Genomic DNA, 17,262 nt, shown 5'->3' with positions numbered 1-17,262 from the left:
CAAATCATAAAGTGGGAGCACTTAAATTTATAGGAAATTAAAAATGCAGAATTAGATGTATGGAAAAGGAGCAAACGGCTAGGGCTGTTTGCCCCTTTTTAAAGCGGGAAATAAATTGTTGGGGGTCAGTCCCCCCCCTGTTTGAAAATATCATTAGTAGCGCATGATGAGTAGAAAAGGTAAAGTGGAATGGTATGGTTACTTCGGAGTTACAGCAGGAAGGGAGGATTTAAAATTGAACGATCCTAAGGACATGACAGAAAAACGGAAAACAGAGCATATACGGATTAGCTTGCATGAAGACGTAGAAGGTAAGAATATTTCAACAGGTTTAGAAAACTATCGTTTTTTACCGGATGCTTTGCCTGAGTTATCTTTTAAGGACGTAAATCTAACTGCGGATTTCTTAGGAAAAACGATGAGGACTCCCTTCTTGATCAGTTCCATGACTGGCGGAACAGAAACTGCACATAAAATCAATCAGAATCTGGCTTCAGCCGCCCAGGAAAGAGGCTGGGCGATCGGGCTTGGTTCGATGAGAGCTGCTGTTGAAAAAGAGGAACTTGCGTACACGTTTCAAATGAGAAAACGGGCTCCTGACATCCCGATTATTGCAAATGTCGGGGCAGTACAGCTTAATTACGGCTTTGGTCCAGATGAGTGCAACCGGGCGGTCGATATTGCAGAAGCAGATGCTCTAGTCCTGCATTTAAATACATTGCAGGAAGTGTTTCAACCCGAGGGTGATACGGATTTTTCAAATCTACTCTCTAAAATAGAGCAGCTGATAAGAGAGGTATCTGTTCCGGTTGGAGTCAAAGAAGTTGGGATGGGGATTGATAAAGCATCTGCTGAGAGACTGATAGCTGCAGGCGTTCAATTTATTGATGTTGCAGGTGCCGGGGGAACGTCCTGGGTTCAAGTGGAGAGTTATCGTTCAGAAGATGCTGCAAGAAAAAAGGCTGCAGAAGCTTTTCTGGATTGGGGTATCCCGACAGCTGATAGTATTCTTTCTGTCCGTGAATTATCAAAAGACATTCCTTTAATCGCGAGCGGCGGCTTGAAGCATGGTGTCGATGCTGCGAAAACTTTAGCTCTTGGCGCAGATCTTGCGGGCTTTGGCCGGAGTTTACTGCAATCAGCTGTGGAGAAAAATGCTGATGCCTTGCTTTTACAAATGGACCGGATTGAATTTGAGCTTAAAGCTGCGATGTTCGGAATCGGTGCTGCAAATATTGATGAACTTAAAGCAACAAATCGTTTGATAAAAAAATCATAAGAAAAAGCGCTCCTGAAAGCAGGAACGCTTTTTTCATTTATTCATTTATTTTGTTGTCTAATGTTTCTTCCATGTCTTCGAATTGGTTCTGTACTTTGTTCGAAGGGTCCTTTGTTACCAAGCTGACTAAAATAACAGCGATCATGCTCAAGAAGAATCCAGGAATCATTTCATATACTTCAGCTTTCAAGTCTGGGAACTGTACCCATGCTAGAACGGTAACTGCACCAACGATGATACCTGCTAATGCACCCCATTTTGTCATGCGTTTCCAGTAAAGACTTAGTAAGATCAGCGGTCCAAATGCTGAACCGAAGCCTGCCCATGCATAACCTACAAGGCTAAGGATTGTATCGTTCGGAGTAAGTGACAGAAGTACCGCAATTACCGCAACTGTTAATACTGCGAGTCTCCCGATTAATACGAGTTCTTTGTCAGAAGCATTCTTTTTTAAGAACTGCTTATAAAAGTCTTCTGTAACAGCTGATGATGTGACGAGCAGCTGTGAAGAGATTGTACTCATGATGGCTGCCAGGATTGCAGCTAATAAGAACCCAGTAATAAACGGGTGGAACAATACGTTAGCGAACACGATAAACACGGTTTCTGGATCTTTAAGTGTCCGTGCAGATTGTTCAAACCAAGCAATACCTATAAATCCTGTAAGCATTGCACCGATAATGGAGATGATCATCCAGCCCATACCAATTCGGCGGGCTGCTTTAATTTCTTTTACAGATGTGATGGCCATAAAGCGGACAATGATATGCGGCTGTCCGAAATAACCTAATCCCCAAGCTAATAGAGACAATAGACCCAAAAATGAAAGTCCTTTTGTCACATTCAGCAATGATGGATCTACTCCACGTACTGTATCAACCAGTGTTTGAGTGTCGCCCACGTTCGTAAAGGCTACGATTGGAACCAAAACAAGAGCGATAAACATAATACATCCCTGTACGAAGTCCGTCCAGCTTACTGCGAGGAATCCACCAAACAATGTGTAAGCAACTACTACTCCGACAGTTAACAGCATACCAGTCATGTAATCAAGACCGAATGCACTCTCAAACAGCTTACCTCCAGATACTAAACCTGCAGAAGCATAAAGAGTAAAGAAGATGATAATAACAATACCTGATACAATACGTAAAATTTTCTGTGTGTCGTTAAACCGATTTTCAAGATAATCCGGAATGGTGATCGAATCATCCGCAACTTCTGTGTACGTACGCAAACGAGGTGCAACAAGAATATAGTTCAGATAAGCACCGATCGTTAAACCGACTGCAATCCAAATACTGCTTAACCCATCTGCAAACATCGCACCAGGAAGTCCCATGAGCATCCACCCGCTCATATCGGATGCACCAGCTGATAATGCAGTTACTCCAGGACCAAGTCCACGGCCGCCAAGCATGTAATCAGACAAATCAGATGTTTTCTTGTATGCCCAATACCCAATGTAGAGCATACCAATCATGTAAATAATCAAAGAAATAATAACTTCTATTTGCATGTAAAAAAATCTCTCCTTTTCTTTTTTCACGAAATGGGTCACGTTAGTTTGCTCAACGGATAACAAGTTTATGAAAAAGATGACAGGTTGTTAATAAACTAGAGCTTTTTATTTGCAAAAAGAGATTGCGAGGAGCGACAGAAAAAACTTGAAGTCAAAAGCGCGGTGGAAAAACGCATAAAAAACATTACCGGAAATGTGATATTACCCGGCATCAACAACAAGAAAAAAGCAAAGCCATTTAATTAATCGAAAATAGCGGCATCCGTTTTGAGCAAAAACGTGCCCACTCCTTTTCAGAACATGTTTAACACTATAACAAATATTTAGAAAAAACCCAAATCATATGGGAAAGATGCTATTCTGACGCGGTTGAGCTACAATAGAATAAAAGAATTTGACCCTAAGGAATGATAACGTTTTGAGTATTCTACTTGTTGAAAATTTATATAAAACATACGGCGAGAAAACCCTCTTTGATAAAATCTCTTTCTCCATTAGTGAAAAACAAAGAATCGGCTTGCTCGGTCCGAATGGTACCGGAAAGTCATCGCTTTTAAAAGCATTAGCGGGAATCGATCCTGCAGAACAAGGCAGCATCACGCATGCCAATCAATTTCAGATCGAATATGTGGCCCAGGAGCCTGAGCTCGACGAAGAGCTTTCTGTCTTGGAGCAGATCTATTACGGCGATTCAGTTATCATGCGTACAATGCGCGACTACGAGCAAGCTTTGCTGGATCTTGAAGCAGATCCTACAAACGAGAAAAAGCTGCAGCGTTTAATGGATCATCAGCAAAAAATGGACGAGCAAGAAGCATGGGAAGCGAACACCGTTGCGAAAACCGTCCTCACAAAGCTTGGACTTCGCGATTTTTCAAGGTTAGTTAAGCATTTAAGTGGCGGGCAAAAAAAGCGTGTAGCAATCGCAAAAGCATTGATTCAGCCGGCAGATCTTTTGATTTTAGATGAGCCGACGAACCATCTTGATAACGAAACCGTCGAATGGCTTGAGACCTTCCTAGCTGGGTACAAAGGCTCGCTTTTAATGGTTACCCATGACCGTTATTTCCTAAACCGAGTAACGAACCATATCTTTGAGCTTGATAACGGAAAACTTTATGTTTACGAAGGAAATTATGAAACCTATTTAGAGAAAAAAGCAGATCGTGAAGAGATGGCCCTGCAAAATGAGGATAAGAGGCAAAATACGCTCCGCCGCGAATTAGCTTGGCTTCGCCGTGGTGCAAAAGCACGTACGACTAAACAAAAAGCCCGTATTCAGCGAGTTGAAACCTTGCAAGAGGAAACGGGTCCGGTTACAAGAGGTTCCGTAGAATTCGCGATTGGCTCCCAGCGCCTCGGTAAAAAGGTGATTGAAGTTGAGGGATTAAGCAAGAGTCTTGATGGCAAGAAGCTAGTTGAGGGACTGGATTATCTCATCGTTCCGGGCGAACGTCTCGGAATCATCGGACCAAACGGCAGCGGAAAAACGACTTTATTGAACATGCTTGCAGGCAGAATGAAGCCTGACTCAGGTTCTGTTGAAGTCGGTGAAACGGTGAAGATCGGCTATTACACGCAGGATCATGATGAACTTGATGGAAATCTCCGTGTGGTGGATTACATTAAAGAAACGGCTCAGGTGATCAGTACTGTCGATGGACAGACCATTACAGCGGAACAGATGCTGGAAAGGTTCCTCTTCCCCCGCTATATGCAATACATGTATATTCGTAAACTCTCTGGCGGAGAGAAACGCCGTCTTTATATGCTGAAAGTGCTGATGGAAGAGCCGAACGTTTTGTTTCTGGATGAGCCTACTAATGATCTGGACATTCAGACTCTCGGAATTTTAGAAGAGTATCTGGAAAACTTCCCTGGCGTAGTTTTAACGGTTTCGCATGATCGTTATTTCTTGGATCGTGTAGTGGACCATTTGCTCGCATTTGAAGGAGAGGGCACGGTCATTAGGTTCCAGGGCAGCTACTCCGATTATATGGAGGAGAAAAAAGAACGGGAAGAGCGTGCAGCTTCTGTTAAGAAGGAAACTGCGGCTTTGGTTGATGATGCTCCACAACGAAAAGAAAAGCGGAAAAAGCTATCTTATAAAGAGCAGCAAGAATGGGACACAATTGAAGACCGCATTATGGCACTAGAGGAGAAAAAAGAGCAGATTGAAGCTGAAATCGTTGCAGCCGGCAGTGATTTTGGCAGGATCAGTGAGCTTTATGGGGAACAGAAAAAAGTAGAGACAGAGCTCGAAGCGACAATGGAACGCTGGGAAGAGCTGTCGCTGCTGGTAGAAGAATTGGATAGTTAAGTATGGTACACCTCTTGCTGACTGGCAAGGGGTGCTTTTTTATGCCCCTAAATAGGCGGGGATTCCGTGAAGACTTATAAAAAAAATTGAGGACTTATAAAATTTTCTAAAGACTTATAAAAAATTTTGAAGACTTATAAATTTTTCTGAAGACTTATAAATAAAATTTCCACATTTCACACAAGGAAAATCGAGTGTCTACATAGAACTAAAAAGCAATAGTAAGACGAGGTGATTATTTGATTGTAAAAGAAAGAACAAAGCCTTTAATTCTGTTTAAACTCGATTCATTATTAGAACGAATTCCTTCTAATTCCTTCAAAAAAGCTAATATTCAAAGTGATCGGGCAAAATTTAATGCTGGTTTTAATGGAGAAAAATCTTTAGATTACCACTTAGCTGACTTGTCTGATGAAAATCATTACATTTTCCACGATTTAAGACTTCCAAGAGATAAATTGCAAAAGCTTTATTTCCAAATTGACTCTCTTATTATAACTCCAAAGTATTGTTTGCTAATTGAGGTTAAAAACTTAATAGGAAATCTATATTTTGACCATCAATTTAATCAAGTGATCCGTACGAGAAACGGTATCGAAGAAGCATTTCCTGATCCTATCATACAAGTTGAATTTCAAGCTGCATGTTTTAAGGATTGGTTAGCCAGTCATAAGATTTTAAACATACCTATATTTTATTTAGTTGTAGTAACAAACATTCATTCAGTAATCAGAACCTCTCCAAATTATAAAACGAGTTTAAATAAGATCGTACGAGGTAAAGATCTGATACGGGCTATTCACAAATTAAATACTATGAATAACAACAGATGTTTTTCTCAAAAAGACATTAAAAAATTGTCTAAACGACTAATTAAGAATAATAAACAAAGTGATATTAATGTTTTAAAACAGTATGATATTAGTACAGAAGAATTAACTACCGGTGTTATCTGTCCGTATTGTGGAACTCTGCCGATGAAAAGAGTAATGAGGAACTGGATTTGTTTATCATGTTCTCAAAAAAATGCTTATGCTCATATTAAAGCTATTAATGACTATGCACTATTGTTAAATACTGAGGCTAAGAATGCAAGTTTACGAAACTTCTTACATGTACAATCCGCTACCAGTATGTATAAACTCCTCCGTGCTATGGACCTAAAATCAACTGGTTCACGAAAAGCTGCAACCTACACCCTTCCACTCCCAAAATAAAAACCCCCACCTAATCAGTGAGGGCTCAAAAATTCGATTAAAACACTTTAGTCGTCCAGCTTTCACAGTTCCAGACTTCATTAGCGACTTCTTTATAAAATTCAGGTTCGTGGGAGATCAGCAGAACGCTTCCTTTGAACGTTTTCAACGCGCGCATTAACTCGTCTTTCGCCTCTACATCCAAGTGGTTTGTCGGCTCATCGAGTACCAATACGTTATTTTCGTGATTGATCAGCTTACATAAGCGGACTTTCGCTTTTTCTCCTCCGCTTAGCACTTCTACTTTGCTCTCGATGTGTTTTGTTGTTAAACCGCACTTCGCTAGAGCTGCACGGACTTCGTGATGAGAGAAGCCAGGGAACTCGTTCCAGATCTCTTCAATACATGTGTTATAGTTTGCTGTTTTTACTTCTTGTTCGAAGTAGCCGATCTCCAAGTTTTCACCGCGTTCAACGGAACCGGATACAGGTTTGATCTCACCTAAAATACTGCGCAGCAATGTTGTTTTACCGATACCGTTCGCACCGACTAGCGCAATTTTTTGCCCGCGTTCCATACGCAGGTTAAGCGGTCTGGACAATGGCTCATCGTAACCAATCACAAGATCTTTTGTTTCAAAAATAAGCTTGCTTGGTGTACGTGCTTCTTTGAAGTTAAACTCCGGCTTTGGCTTTTCTTTTGCCAACTCAATAACATCCATTTTATCCAGTTTCTTCTGACGGGACATGGCCATATTACGAGTGGAAACACGTGCTTTATTACGCGCCACAAAGTCTTTTAGGTCCGCAATTTCCTGTTGCTGGCGTTTAAACGCAGACTCGAGCTGAGATTTTTTCATCTCATGAACGGATTTGAAGTGATCGTAATCACCGACATAGCGGCTCAGTTCCTGATTTTCCATGTGGTAGATCAGGTTAATAACGCTGTTTAGGAATGGAATGTCATGCGAAATCAGGATAAACGCATTTTCATACTCCTGCAGATAGCGCTTCAGCCACTCAATATGCTGCTCATCCAGATAGTTTGTCGGCTCATCGAGCAGCAAGATTTCCGGCTTTTCTAATAGAAGTTTTGCCAATAGAACTTTCGTACGCTGTCCGCCGCTCAAGTCATGTACGTCACGGTCTAAGCCAATATCGTCAAGTCCAAGGCCGCGCGCGATTTCTTCAACTTTTGCGTCAATTACATAAAAGTCATTGTTTGTCAGGGTGTCTTGAATAACACCGACGTCCTCAAGAAGCTTCTCAAGCTCTTCAGGTGTAGCTTCACCCATTTCTTCGTACATGCTGTTCATTTCTGTTTCCATATCAAGCAAATATTGAAACGCACTTTTTAGTACGTCGCGAATTGTCATTCCTTTTTGAAGAACGGTATGCTGATCCAGATAGCCTACGCGCACCTTTTTCGCCCATTCAACTTTTCCTTCATCAGGCTTCAGTTTGCCTGTGATAATATTCATAAAGGTAGATTTACCTTCACCATTCGCACCGATTAATCCAATGTGTTCTCCCTTTAATAGACGGAAAGAAACATCATTAAAAATGGCCCGGTCCCCAAAACCGTGGCTTAAGCCTTTTACCGTTAAAATACTCATCTATATAACACCTTTTCTGTCAGTAATTTGTACCCTCTTGATTATAGTATTGAATGGGGAAGGAACTCAATAGGTGCGTGCCGAATCGTGACAAAGAAAAAGCACCCAAGGAGAAATATTCCAAGAGTGCTCAAGTGTATTATTCTTGTTCTTCAGTACGATTCTTAAAAGCTTCTTTTGTAGCGAGGTTCGCTGAATCAGTCTCGTCGCTTTTTTGAACGAGTCTGTTTTGAAGTGTGTTATCCGGAAAACGACCTGGATGACCTTTTTTCTTATGTTCGAATTCTTTTCCGCGTGCCATGTGTTTTTCACTCCTCATCTCTTTACACCGTATTGTGCCCGAGACAAGAAGAATTTATGAACGGCTAAAATGGTTTTACAACCATTAATACGATTAGTACAACAGCTAAACCGTGTAAAAGATAAACATAGGGATCAAGTTGTTTATCTACGGTTCGATAAGAATCTGGCAGTTCATCACCTTCGTGGGATTCAAGAATTTCGCCCATCTGTTTTTGTTTTTTAAGAATGATACCAATGACAAGCACTTGAGCCAAAACATAAATTACTAATGAAGAGATGTACCAAACTTCGCTAAACAGTGCAGAATTTAAGTAGCCTAATAAAAGTCCTGTAGCAAGCAGCTTTAAGCTTCCGATCTTCGGTAATGTTTCGATTTTAGTGTTCAGTTCCAGCGCAAATCTAGCCTGGCTGGCTGTTTTTGCAAATTTAGTTACAACAGGCATTGCAAAGCTGGCACCAAGTCCGACTATAGCCGCAATAATGTGAATCAAGACTAGCGATCCATATAGTGTCATGTAAATACCCCCATTTCAATAAAAAGTAATTTTGAGTCCCCCCTCAATTTATTAAGTAAAACAGGATAATAGTCCTTCTTTTATCGGGATATTTGTCCTAAAATATCGAAAAGGAGTATTCAAATGAACCAAAAGGATGAAATTAGACATAAAGTGTGGAACAAGCTGAAGGAAGAAAAGCTGGGGAGATTTCCTTTTCCTTTAACAAACAGGATTCCCAATTTTAAAGGAGCAGAGGCTGCGGCTAAATACATAACAGAAATGAAAGAGTATAAAGAAGCGAGAGTGATCAAAGTCAATCCGGATTCACCACAGCTGCCGTTAAGAACACAAATTATAAAAGACGGAAAAATGCTGCTCGTACCGACGCCAAGGCTTAAGGACGGTTTTATTCAAGTGAAGCCGGAATGCGTTCCAAAAGGAGAGGAAAGGAAAGCAGCAAGTCTTACGAGCATCATGAACTATGGAAAAGTTCTTTCTTTAGCTGAGATGCCTTCTATTGATTTGATTGTTGTGGGGTCGGTTGCGATACACCGTGACGGAAGACGATTAGGAAAAGGCGAGGGGTATGCTGATCGTGAATATGCGATTATCTGCGAACTGGGCAACAAGGAAGTGCCAGTGATTACGTCTATTCAGAGCGCTCAGCTTGTTGAAGATGAAATCCCTGTTGATGTGTTTGATTTAACGGTTGATTGGATTGCAACGGAAAAAGGCTTGATTGAAACGAAATCTCCTTATCCAAAACCAACAGGGATCGTTTGGGACAAAGTAAGTGAAGAAGACATGGAAATCATGCCTGTACTAAAAGAAATTAAGAACATGCTTTCCAAAAAGTAATTACGACATGGAAGGTTCTTTAAAATATAAAAGCGGACTTTTTTCCTCGGCAGGGACGATTTTTAACTGTCTTAAAATTTCTTCAGCAAAAATGATATAGTTCGAACCCGTTGAAGTGACCACATTTTGATCAACAACCAAATGTTCTTCACACTTATTATCCCAGTTTAGGTAAGGCTGGTACTGTGTGTCATTTGGAGTGAGTGAAGCTGTGTATTTTATATGATTCAAAATTCCGGCTCCACCCAACAAAGCAGGTCCCCCGCAAATAGCACCGACCAATTTGCTGCTATCGAAGAAAGAACGAATCATCTTAGTAACTTTAGTTTCTTCTAGTAAATGATAAGGATTGCCACCAGGGATAATAAGTGCTGCATAATCATCAGTATTAACCTCATCAACCGTAATATCAGCCATGATTTTCAGCTTTCCTGTGGACGTAACGGTTTTGCCTGGTGAATAGGGTGAACAAGTAACGAGTTCATAATCGGAACCATTTAAACAAGTGATTAAAATCGAAATTTCAAATTCAGCAAAAGAATCATAAACAAACAGCAACACTTTTTTCATAAATTTGCCCTCCCTTATGTATAACCAAATTTTAGCACCTGCTCATAGGAATGTGCTACAAAAACAAGCATAATTTATTTCTTTGAAGAATATATCTGAAACACAACTAAATATATTCTCAAAATTATGAAGACATCATCACACTAAGGGCTAGTTCTTTCTTTTGGGAAAGGCTTGGTTGGTGTTAAAAGTAATCCCTCAGTAATTCCTACTTGACAGATAGGATTTATTGTATTAATTTATTTTAGTTAACTAAAGGGGGGACTTGTAGGTGACTACTTACTTGGTATTATCAAATATTGCAATTATGCTTATACTTTTAGGTGTTTTGTTTTACATGCAAAAGAAGCACGTTTCCTTTTCTAAACGTGTATTTACAGGCCTTGGATTAGGAATACTCTTCGGTCTTGTACTCCAATACGGCTATGGAGCAGATTCTGAAGTTGCCGCAAAATCAACGGATTGGTTCAATCTAGTTGGCGGCGGTTATGTAACATTCTTAAAAATGATTGTTATGCCGCTTGTGTTCATTTCCATTCTTTCTGCGTTCACTCGTTTGAATCTAAAAGGTAATATTGGAAAATTAAGCGGATTGATCATCGGGATTTTAATTGGAACTACAGCAATAGCAGCGGTTGTCGGTATTGGAACATCTGTTGCGTTTAATTTAGAAGCAGTTCAAATCGAACAGGGTGAGGCAGAAACAGCACGCGGTGAGCAGATGGAAGGTACTTTTGCAGAAGTGAAAGACTTAACACTGCCGCAGCAGATCTTATCTTTACTTCCTGCGAATCCGTTTTTAGATTTCACAGGAGCTAGACCAACTTCAACAATAGCAGTTGTCATATTTGCGGCATTCCTTGGAATTGCTTACCTTGGAGTGAAGCGTAAGCAGGAGGAACACGCTGAACTGTTTGCGAAGATTGTTGATGCTTTTTACTCTGTAATCATGCGCGTTGTTACATTAATTCTTCGTTTAACACCATACGGAGTGCTTGCGTTAATGACAAAAACGGTAGCACTTAGCGATATGGGTGCGATCGCAAAGCTTGGTAAGTTCGTTATTGCGTCATATGTAGCATTGCTGATCATGTTTGGAATTCACTTGTTGTTACTGACGTTTGCTGGATTGAATCCAATCACATATATGAAAAAATCATTCCCGGTTCTATCCTTTGCCTTTACATCTCGTACAAGTGCAGGGGCGCTTCCTTTAAACATCCGTACACAGAAGAGCATGGGTGTACCTGATGGAATCGCGAATTTCTCAGGTTCATTCGGACTTTCGATCGGTCAGAACGGCTGTGCCGGAATCTATCCAGCAATGCTTGCTGTGATGATTGCTCCGACTGTAGGGATCGATCCGTTGTCACCATCGTTCTTATTGACGCTCATTGTAGTTGTAGCGCTTAGCTCATTTGGTGTAGCAGGTGTTGGTGGAGGAGCAACTTTTGCAGCGATACTTGTATTGTCTGCCATGGATCTTCCAATTGCGCTGGCTGGTCTTTTAATCTCAGTTGAACCATTGATTGATATGGGTCGTACTGCAGTCAATGTGAGTGGTGCGATGACATCCGGGCTATTAACAAGTAAAGTACAGAAACAACTAGATACTGATGCTTATAATGATAGTGAAAATCAAGTTGAAGTAAGTGCATAAGTCAGAGTAGAAGAACGATCTTGCCTGAAAGGGCTAGGTCGTTTTTTTTGTTTGGTAAAAGCATGAACGGTTGTCCCAATATCTGCATAGAATACATAAAGTTTAAAAATGGAGTGGAGGAACTCTTTGTGAGTTGCGGGAATTTACAACCTAACCCAAAAAAACTAAAGTGTGATAAATGCAAGTGTGGTGAAAGTATTTGTACAAGAGATCTTAGGGAGCAATTAAGAAAGATTGTGGGAAAGAGGATTACGGTATTAACAAGGGCAAATATTCCGGGCGTAATCTTTATTGTGGGAAGATTGATTAAAGTAGATTGCGGAACAATAATCGTTGAAAGTGAAATTCAACAAATCACAGGTCCAATTTTAATAAAAATATGTGATATTCTTGCTTTGGCATGTGGGATTGCTTTTGATCCGGTTCAGACGACAGCATGTGATTTTTTACAAAAAAAACAGCAGCATGATACTTGTTTGCACTGTGACTGTAAATGTACAGAAAATGAATGCATTAGAGAGCTAAGAAAAGAGCTCCAATCTTGCATCGGGAAAGATATGGGGATAACCACCCCTGTTACCCCGATAGATGGAACATTATTAGATGTTAGATGCGGATTTATCATTTTAAGGGATAATCTTATTCAAACCGTTTATATTATTCCATTATGCGCGATTACGAGTGTCATTCAATTTAATAGTCCTAATTCTCTATGCGGTATCGCTAACCATACAAAAGTATGTAAACTAAAATGTCATTGTGAATGCATAGAAGACATCTGTACGGAGTCCTTAAGGGATGAACTCAGAAAATGCATGGGTAAAGAAGTGACAATTACTCTTGAAGGCAATGCAATTGAAATTGGAAGAATTGTAAAAGTAAATTGCGGAACCATCATTCTTCAACTTGCCATCCCTATTCTCATTCCTATTTGTGCGATCACATCAGTAAGAAGAGGCAACCAGTTGCCGCCGAATGGTTTGGGAACAACTATAACGAGAATTATTCGATAATAATTTATAAAAAAATGGCGCAAGATTCATCATGTCCTGCGTTTTTTTTATTTGTAAAAATTCAATGTAACAGGTGTGAAGGTTTACCAATTAGGGTAAAAATTAAAAACTGAACTTTCAAAAAGTAAATAAACGGTTACCAGTAGATGAAGGCTCTTCCAAATTCGTGAACATTGTATGTCAAAAGTGTGATAAAGTTGTGAGCTTTATTTGAAGTTCTCGTGACATTTGTTTACGGGTAAGCCACATTTCAAGGGATTCTGATATTATGAGGGCAAAGGTTTTTTGTCATTTGTTTTTGCCTGTGATATCCATTGTGATTTGTTTCACAATGTACTATAATCACTTTGGTTCGTTTTATTAGGCAAAAGAAATGCTTTTTAAATAGAGAAAGGAAGGTGGACCTGGTGATGCAACGGTTGAAGCCGTTTATAACATTCGGGTTATTGATGGCCGTGTTCATGCTTAGCGGCTGCAGCGATATGGTTGTTCTAGATCCTAAAGGGCCTGTAGGTGAGCAGCAAAAGGACCTTATTATGTATTCGATCTGGTTTATGCTTTTTATTTTGTTAGTCGTTTATGCACTTACTGCTTTTATTGTTTATAAATACCGTGACCGCAAAAATCATAAGGGCTATGATCCTGATAATGAAGGAAGTCATTTGCTTGAGACGATTTGGTGGATCATTCCTATTATTATTACCATTGCATTGGCTGTTCCAACGGTTAAAACGATCTACTCGCTAGAAGGACCTCCTGAAGAGACGAAAGATCAAAAACCATTGGTCATCAACGCTACATCTGTAGATTGGAAATGGGTGTTTACTTACCCTGAGCAAGACATCGAAACAGTGAACTATCTTCATATCCCAGAAGATCGGCCTGTACTATTTAAACTGACTTCAGCCGATTCTATGGCATCATTCTGGGTACCTCAGCTAGGCGGTCAAAAGTATGCGATGGCTGGTATGGAGACAGAGCTTTACTTGCAAGCTGATGAGCAAGGAACGTATGAGGGACGAAACTCCAACTTTACAGGAGAAGGGTTCACAGATCATACGTTTGATGTAATGGCTATGTCAGATGAAGAGTTTGAAAAGTGGGCGAGTGAAGCGAAAGCTGAAGCTCCTGAACTGACCAAGGAGCAGTATGACAAGCTGATGCTGCCTGGCCACGTTAAAGAAATGACGTTTTCTTCTACTCATTTAGATTTTGTTAACCATGCTGATGAAGCTGATTATGCAATTAAAGCTCGTGAGCGATTGGGCTATGAGCCGCTTATCCCTCACTCTAAAGAAGCAAAGAAGAAGCGTGAAGAAGAAAAGAAGAAGAAACAAGAAGAATCAGAGTCTCATGGGGATTCACATGCCCATTAACAGAGGAGGCAACTTAATATGAAATGGGATGAATTTTTCGTAACAGGCGACCCGCTCATCTATGGGGCTGACGTTTCCATTGTCTTAACAATGGCGGGAATCCTGTTTTACATGACTAGATATAAAAAGTGGAAATGGCTTTGGACTGAATGGCTTACAACTGTTGATCATAAAAAACTTGGTATCATGTATATCGTTTCCGCTGTGCTCATGTTGTTCCGCGGTGGTGTCGATGCGCTCTTAATGCGTACACAGCTCGCGGTTCCTGAAGCAAAGTTCCTTGATTCACAGCACTATAACGAGATCTTTACAACACATGGTACGATCATGATCATCTTCATGGCGATGCCGTTCTTAATAGGTATTATTAACGTAGTTGTACCGTTGCAGATTGGAGCTCGTGACGTAGCTTATCCATATTTGAACGCAGTAAGTTTCTGGACGTTCTTTATCGGTGCTATGCTGTTTAACATCTCATTTGTTATCGGTGGATCACCATCAGCAGGCTGGACGAGTTACATGCCGCTTGCAAGTAACGAACTCAGTCCGGGACCAGGGCAGAACTACTACTTATGGGGTCTGCAGATTGCGGGTATCGGTACACTGTTAACCGGTATTAACTTCCTTGTTACGATACTTAAGATGCGTGCACCAGGAATGACATTGTTCCGTATGCCAATGTTTACTTGGTCATCGCTTGTAACAATGGTTATCATTATTTTCGCATTCCCAATTTTAACAGTAGCACTAGCACTTATGTCATTTGACCGTTTATTCGGAAGTCATTTCTTTACTCTTCAAGGGGAAGGGATGGATATGCTTTGGGCAAACCTCTTCTGGTTATGGGGTCACCCAGAGGTATATATCGTAATCTTGCCGGCATTCGGTATTTTCTCAGAAATTATTTCTACGTTCTCTAAGAAAACGTTGTTTGGTTATAAGGCCATGATCTGGTCTATGCTTCTTATCGCTGGATACAGTTTCTTGGTATGGGTCCACCACTTCTTTACGATGGGCTCAGGAGCAGCCGTTAACTCTGTATTCTCCATTACAACAATGGCGATCGGTATTCCGACAGGGGTTAAGATCTTTAACTGGCTGTTCACGATGTACAGAGGTAAGATTCAGTTTACAACGCCGATGCTTTGGTCACTAGGTTTTATCGTGAACTTCGTAGTCGGCGGGGTTACAGGTGTCATGCTTGCAATGGCAGCTGCTGACTATCAGTACCACAACACTTACTTCCTGGTATCTCACTTCCACTATGTGCTGATCGCTGGTACAGTGTTTGGCTGTTTTGCAGGTCTAATCTACTGGTATCCAAAAATGTTTGGCTACAAGCTGAACGAACGTATCGGTAAGTGGGTATTCTGGTTGTTCACAATCGGATTTAACGTATGTTTCATGCCTCAATATTTCCTTGGTCTAGACGGTATGCCAAGACGTGTATACACGTACAGTGAAGAGTCTGGCTGGGGTCCATTGAACATGTTATCTACAATCGGTGGTTTCATGATGGGTATTGCGTTCTTGGTACTCGTATACAACATGTACTACAGCTTCCGTTTCGCGAAGCGTGAAACAACTGGTGACGCTTGGGGTGGACGTACGCTTGAATGGTCAACTCCAGCAGCGATGCCGCCATTCTATAACTTTGCTAAAATTCCAGAGGTAACAGGTCTTGACCATTTCTGGAGACAGAAGCAAGAAGGCAAGGTAGAGAAGCTGACAGCTAAAGATATTAAAAAGATTCATATGCCTAATAACTCTGGTGTACCGTTCATCATGGGATCGTTCTTCTTCGTTCTCGGATTCGGTTTTGTATTCGACTGGATGTGGATGGCGATCATCGGATTGATTGGTGTAATTGGAACATTGATCTACCGTTCATTTGAATATGACGATGGGTATTATGTAAGTGTTGAAGAAGTAATCGAAACAGAAAAGATATCTAAATAAGGAGGCGTGAAAAAATGGCACATGCAGAAACACACGACCCCAACACGCCTTTAGAGTATCGTTCAGAGGTCGGGCGTTTAAACATTCTCGGTTTCTGGATCTTCCTAGGGGCAGAAATTGCGTTATTCGCAACGCTATTCGCAACATATATGGTTTTAACACATCGTATTGCAGATGGTCCGGCGCTTGGTGAACTGTTTGAAGTGAAGAGTTTGTTGATTCAAACCTTCTTGCTTCTAACAAGTAGTTTCACTTGCGGACTCGCTGTTCACGAAATGCGCCGTCATAATGTAAAAGGCTTGATGCTTTGGATGATTATCACACTGGGTTTAGGTCTTGGATTCCTTTACTTCGAAATTCAGGAGTTCCTGCACTTCATCCATGAGGGCGCAAACATCGGTACGAGTGCAGCATGGTCAGGATTCTTCGTTCTTGTAGGTACCCACGGTGCCCACGTAACGTTTGGTATCTTCTGGGTAACGATGGTCTTGATCCAAGTGGCCAAGCGTGGTCTTACGCCAGCCACTTCTGCAAAAGTTTTCATCACCAGTCTATACTGGCACTTCTTAGACGTAGTGTGGATCTTTATCTTCACTGCCGTTTATCTGATGGGGATGGTGATGCATCATGGCTAATAAGACAGAAGTTAACGGACATGGCGGTTTCCCATGGAAGCACTTAGTTGGTTTCGTGCTGTCCATCGTGCTAACGTTGTTCGCATTATGGGTTGCCCTGGGGACTGACTTGTCTCTGACGTGGATTTTGATTATTATTTTTGGATTTGCGTTCCTGCAAGCTGCCTTGCAGCTATTGATGTTCATGCACGTGACAGAGAACTCGACGAACACGAAGCTAACCGGCCGTGTACAAGTAGGTAACATCCTATTTGCCGCGTTCGTAGCGATCGTCATCGTCATCGGCTCTGTCTGGGTAATGACAGCAGGCCATGCAAAGCACGACAAACATGACAAACCGAAGACTGAGAACCGTGAAAACCATGGCGGTGAACATGATTCTGAGGAGCATGGGAGTCATTAATATTGAAAAAAAGCCTCTTGCTTTTGGTAGCAGGAGGCTTTTTTGTATGGGAATTG

At 41.0% G+C, this 17,262-nt stretch carries 15 protein-coding genes; 10 read left to right on the top strand and 5 right to left on the bottom strand.

Going from position 1 to position 17,262, the window contains the following annotated elements; translation table 11 throughout:
* Window positions 1–253: 253 nt before the first annotated feature.
* Entirely contained in the window at window positions 254–1,279 is a 1,026-nt protein-coding gene (fni, locus tag M3196_RS15800; RefSeq protein WP_251323397.1) for a type 2 isopentenyl-diphosphate Delta-isomerase, read from the top strand.
* A 37-nt stretch (window positions 1,280–1,316) separates the two neighbouring features.
* Here the strand turns inward: fni and putP are convergent, their stop codons facing one another.
* Window positions 1,317–2,798 (bottom strand): sodium/proline symporter PutP, encoded by a 1,482-nt coding sequence (putP, locus tag M3196_RS15795; RefSeq protein ID WP_251323282.1) that lies wholly within the window; start codon window positions 2,796–2,798, stop codon window positions 1,317–1,319.
* 421 nt (window positions 2,799–3,219) lie between these two features.
* Here putP and M3196_RS15790 point away from each other — a divergent pair, with 421 nt between their 5' ends.
* Window positions 3,220–5,121, top strand: a complete 1,902-nt coding sequence (locus tag M3196_RS15790) for an ABC-F family ATP-binding cassette domain-containing protein (protein WP_251323281.1) — start codon at window positions 3,220–3,222, stop codon at window positions 5,119–5,121.
* A 239-nt stretch (window positions 5,122–5,360) separates the two neighbouring features.
* On the top strand, window positions 5,361–6,338 hold the full coding sequence (locus M3196_RS15785; RefSeq protein WP_251323280.1) for a nuclease-related domain-containing protein: 978 nt from the start codon (window positions 5,361–5,363) through the stop codon (window positions 6,336–6,338).
* Window positions 6,339–6,375: 37 nt separating this feature from the next.
* On the opposite strand, the gene M3196_RS15780 is transcribed toward M3196_RS15785, so the two are convergent.
* The 3 genes from M3196_RS15780 to M3196_RS15770 form a co-directional block, all read right to left on the bottom strand.
* Window positions 6,376–7,932 (bottom strand): ABC-F family ATP-binding cassette domain-containing protein, encoded by a 1,557-nt coding sequence (locus M3196_RS15780; protein ID WP_251323279.1) that lies wholly within the window; start codon window positions 7,930–7,932, stop codon window positions 6,376–6,378.
* Window positions 7,933–8,071: 139 nt separating this feature from the next.
* Window positions 8,072–8,233 carry a hypothetical protein gene (locus M3196_RS15775; protein ID WP_251323278.1) on the bottom strand — a complete coding sequence of 54 codons (162 nt, stop codon included), beginning with the start codon at window positions 8,231–8,233 and terminating at the stop codon, window positions 8,072–8,074.
* A 64-nt stretch (window positions 8,234–8,297) separates the two neighbouring features.
* On the bottom strand, window positions 8,298–8,750 hold the full coding sequence (locus M3196_RS15770; protein WP_251323277.1) for a DUF2269 family protein: 453 nt from the start codon (window positions 8,748–8,750) through the stop codon (window positions 8,298–8,300).
* 123 nt (window positions 8,751–8,873) lie between these two features.
* On the opposite strand from M3196_RS15770, the gene M3196_RS15765 reads away from it, so the two are divergent.
* Window positions 8,874–9,590: a 5-formyltetrahydrofolate cyclo-ligase gene (locus M3196_RS15765; protein WP_251323276.1), complete on the top strand. Its 717-nt coding sequence runs from the start codon at window positions 8,874–8,876 to the stop codon at window positions 9,588–9,590.
* On the opposite strand, the gene M3196_RS15760 is transcribed toward M3196_RS15765, so the two are convergent.
* The gene (locus M3196_RS15760) at window positions 9,591–10,160 is read right to left on the bottom strand and encodes a DJ-1/PfpI family protein (protein ID WP_251323275.1); all 570 of its coding nucleotides are present in this window, start codon (window positions 10,158–10,160) and stop codon (window positions 9,591–9,593) included.
* Between the two features lie 307 nt (window positions 10,161–10,467).
* On the opposite strand from M3196_RS15760, the gene M3196_RS15755 reads away from it, so the two are divergent.
* From M3196_RS15755 to qoxD, 6 genes are all read left to right on the top strand, one after another.
* Entirely contained in the window at window positions 10,468–11,820 is a 1,353-nt protein-coding gene (locus M3196_RS15755) for an L-cystine transporter (RefSeq protein ID WP_276531411.1), read from the top strand.
* A gap of 236 nt (window positions 11,821–12,056) precedes the next feature.
* Complete coding sequence (locus M3196_RS15750; RefSeq protein ID WP_251323273.1) at window positions 12,057–12,833, top strand: hypothetical protein; 777 nt, start codon at window positions 12,057–12,059, stop codon at window positions 12,831–12,833.
* Between the two features lie 407 nt (window positions 12,834–13,240).
* Window positions 13,241–14,209, top strand: a complete 969-nt coding sequence (gene qoxA / locus M3196_RS15745; RefSeq protein WP_251323272.1) for a cytochrome aa3 quinol oxidase subunit II — start codon at window positions 13,241–13,243, stop codon at window positions 14,207–14,209.
* An 18-nt stretch (window positions 14,210–14,227) separates the two neighbouring features.
* On the top strand, window positions 14,228–16,168 hold the full coding sequence (gene qoxB, locus M3196_RS15740) for a cytochrome aa3 quinol oxidase subunit I (protein ID WP_251323271.1): 1,941 nt from the start codon (window positions 14,228–14,230) through the stop codon (window positions 16,166–16,168).
* Between the two features lie 14 nt (window positions 16,169–16,182).
* Window positions 16,183–16,803: a cytochrome aa3 quinol oxidase subunit III gene (gene qoxC / locus M3196_RS15735; protein ID WP_251323270.1), complete on the top strand. Its 621-nt coding sequence runs from the start codon at window positions 16,183–16,185 to the stop codon at window positions 16,801–16,803.
* Entirely contained in the window at window positions 16,796–17,206 is a 411-nt protein-coding gene (gene qoxD, locus M3196_RS15730; protein ID WP_251323269.1) for a cytochrome aa3 quinol oxidase subunit IV, read from the top strand. The genes qoxC and qoxD overlap by 8 nt, the downstream gene beginning before the upstream one ends.
* Window positions 17,207–17,262: the final 56 nt, after the last annotated feature.

This window comes from Fictibacillus nanhaiensis (genome assembly GCF_023715445.1).
Lineage (GTDB): Bacteria > Bacillota > Bacilli > Bacillales > Fictibacillaceae > Fictibacillus > Fictibacillus nanhaiensis_D.
This window is presented reverse-complemented; position numbering and strand designations above follow the sequence as displayed.

Excerpts from the sequence above, each read along its gene's own strand:
- M3196_RS15760 (WP_251323275.1), bottom strand. The coding sequence starts at position 10,160 with ATGAAAAAAGTGTTGCTGTTTGTTTATGATTCTTTTGCTGAATTTGAA.
- M3196_RS15765 (WP_251323276.1), top strand. The coding sequence starts at position 8,874 with ATGAACCAAAAGGATGAAATTAGACATAAAGTGTGGAACAAGCTGAAG.
- fni (WP_251323397.1), top strand. The coding sequence starts at position 254 with ATGACAGAAAAACGGAAAACAGAGCATATACGGATTAGCTTGCATGAA.
- qoxD (WP_251323269.1), top strand. The coding sequence starts at position 16,796 with ATGGCTAATAAGACAGAAGTTAACGGACATGGCGGTTTCCCATGGAAG.
- putP (WP_251323282.1), bottom strand. The coding sequence starts at position 2,798 with ATGCAAATAGAAGTTATTATTTCTTTGATTATTTACATGATTGGTATG.
- M3196_RS15775 (WP_251323278.1), bottom strand. The coding sequence starts at position 8,233 with ATGGCACGCGGAAAAGAATTCGAACATAAGAAAAAAGGTCATCCAGGT.
- qoxB (WP_251323271.1), top strand. The coding sequence starts at position 14,228 with ATGAAATGGGATGAATTTTTCGTAACAGGCGACCCGCTCATCTATGGG.
- qoxC (WP_251323270.1), top strand. The coding sequence starts at position 16,183 with ATGGCACATGCAGAAACACACGACCCCAACACGCCTTTAGAGTATCGT.
- M3196_RS15770 (WP_251323277.1), bottom strand. The coding sequence starts at position 8,750 with ATGACACTATATGGATCGCTAGTCTTGATTCACATTATTGCGGCTATA.
- M3196_RS15755 (WP_276531411.1), top strand. The coding sequence starts at position 10,468 with ATGCTTATACTTTTAGGTGTTTTGTTTTACATGCAAAAGAAGCACGTT.
- M3196_RS15780 (WP_251323279.1), bottom strand. The coding sequence starts at position 7,932 with ATGAGTATTTTAACGGTAAAAGGCTTAAGCCACGGTTTTGGGGACCGG.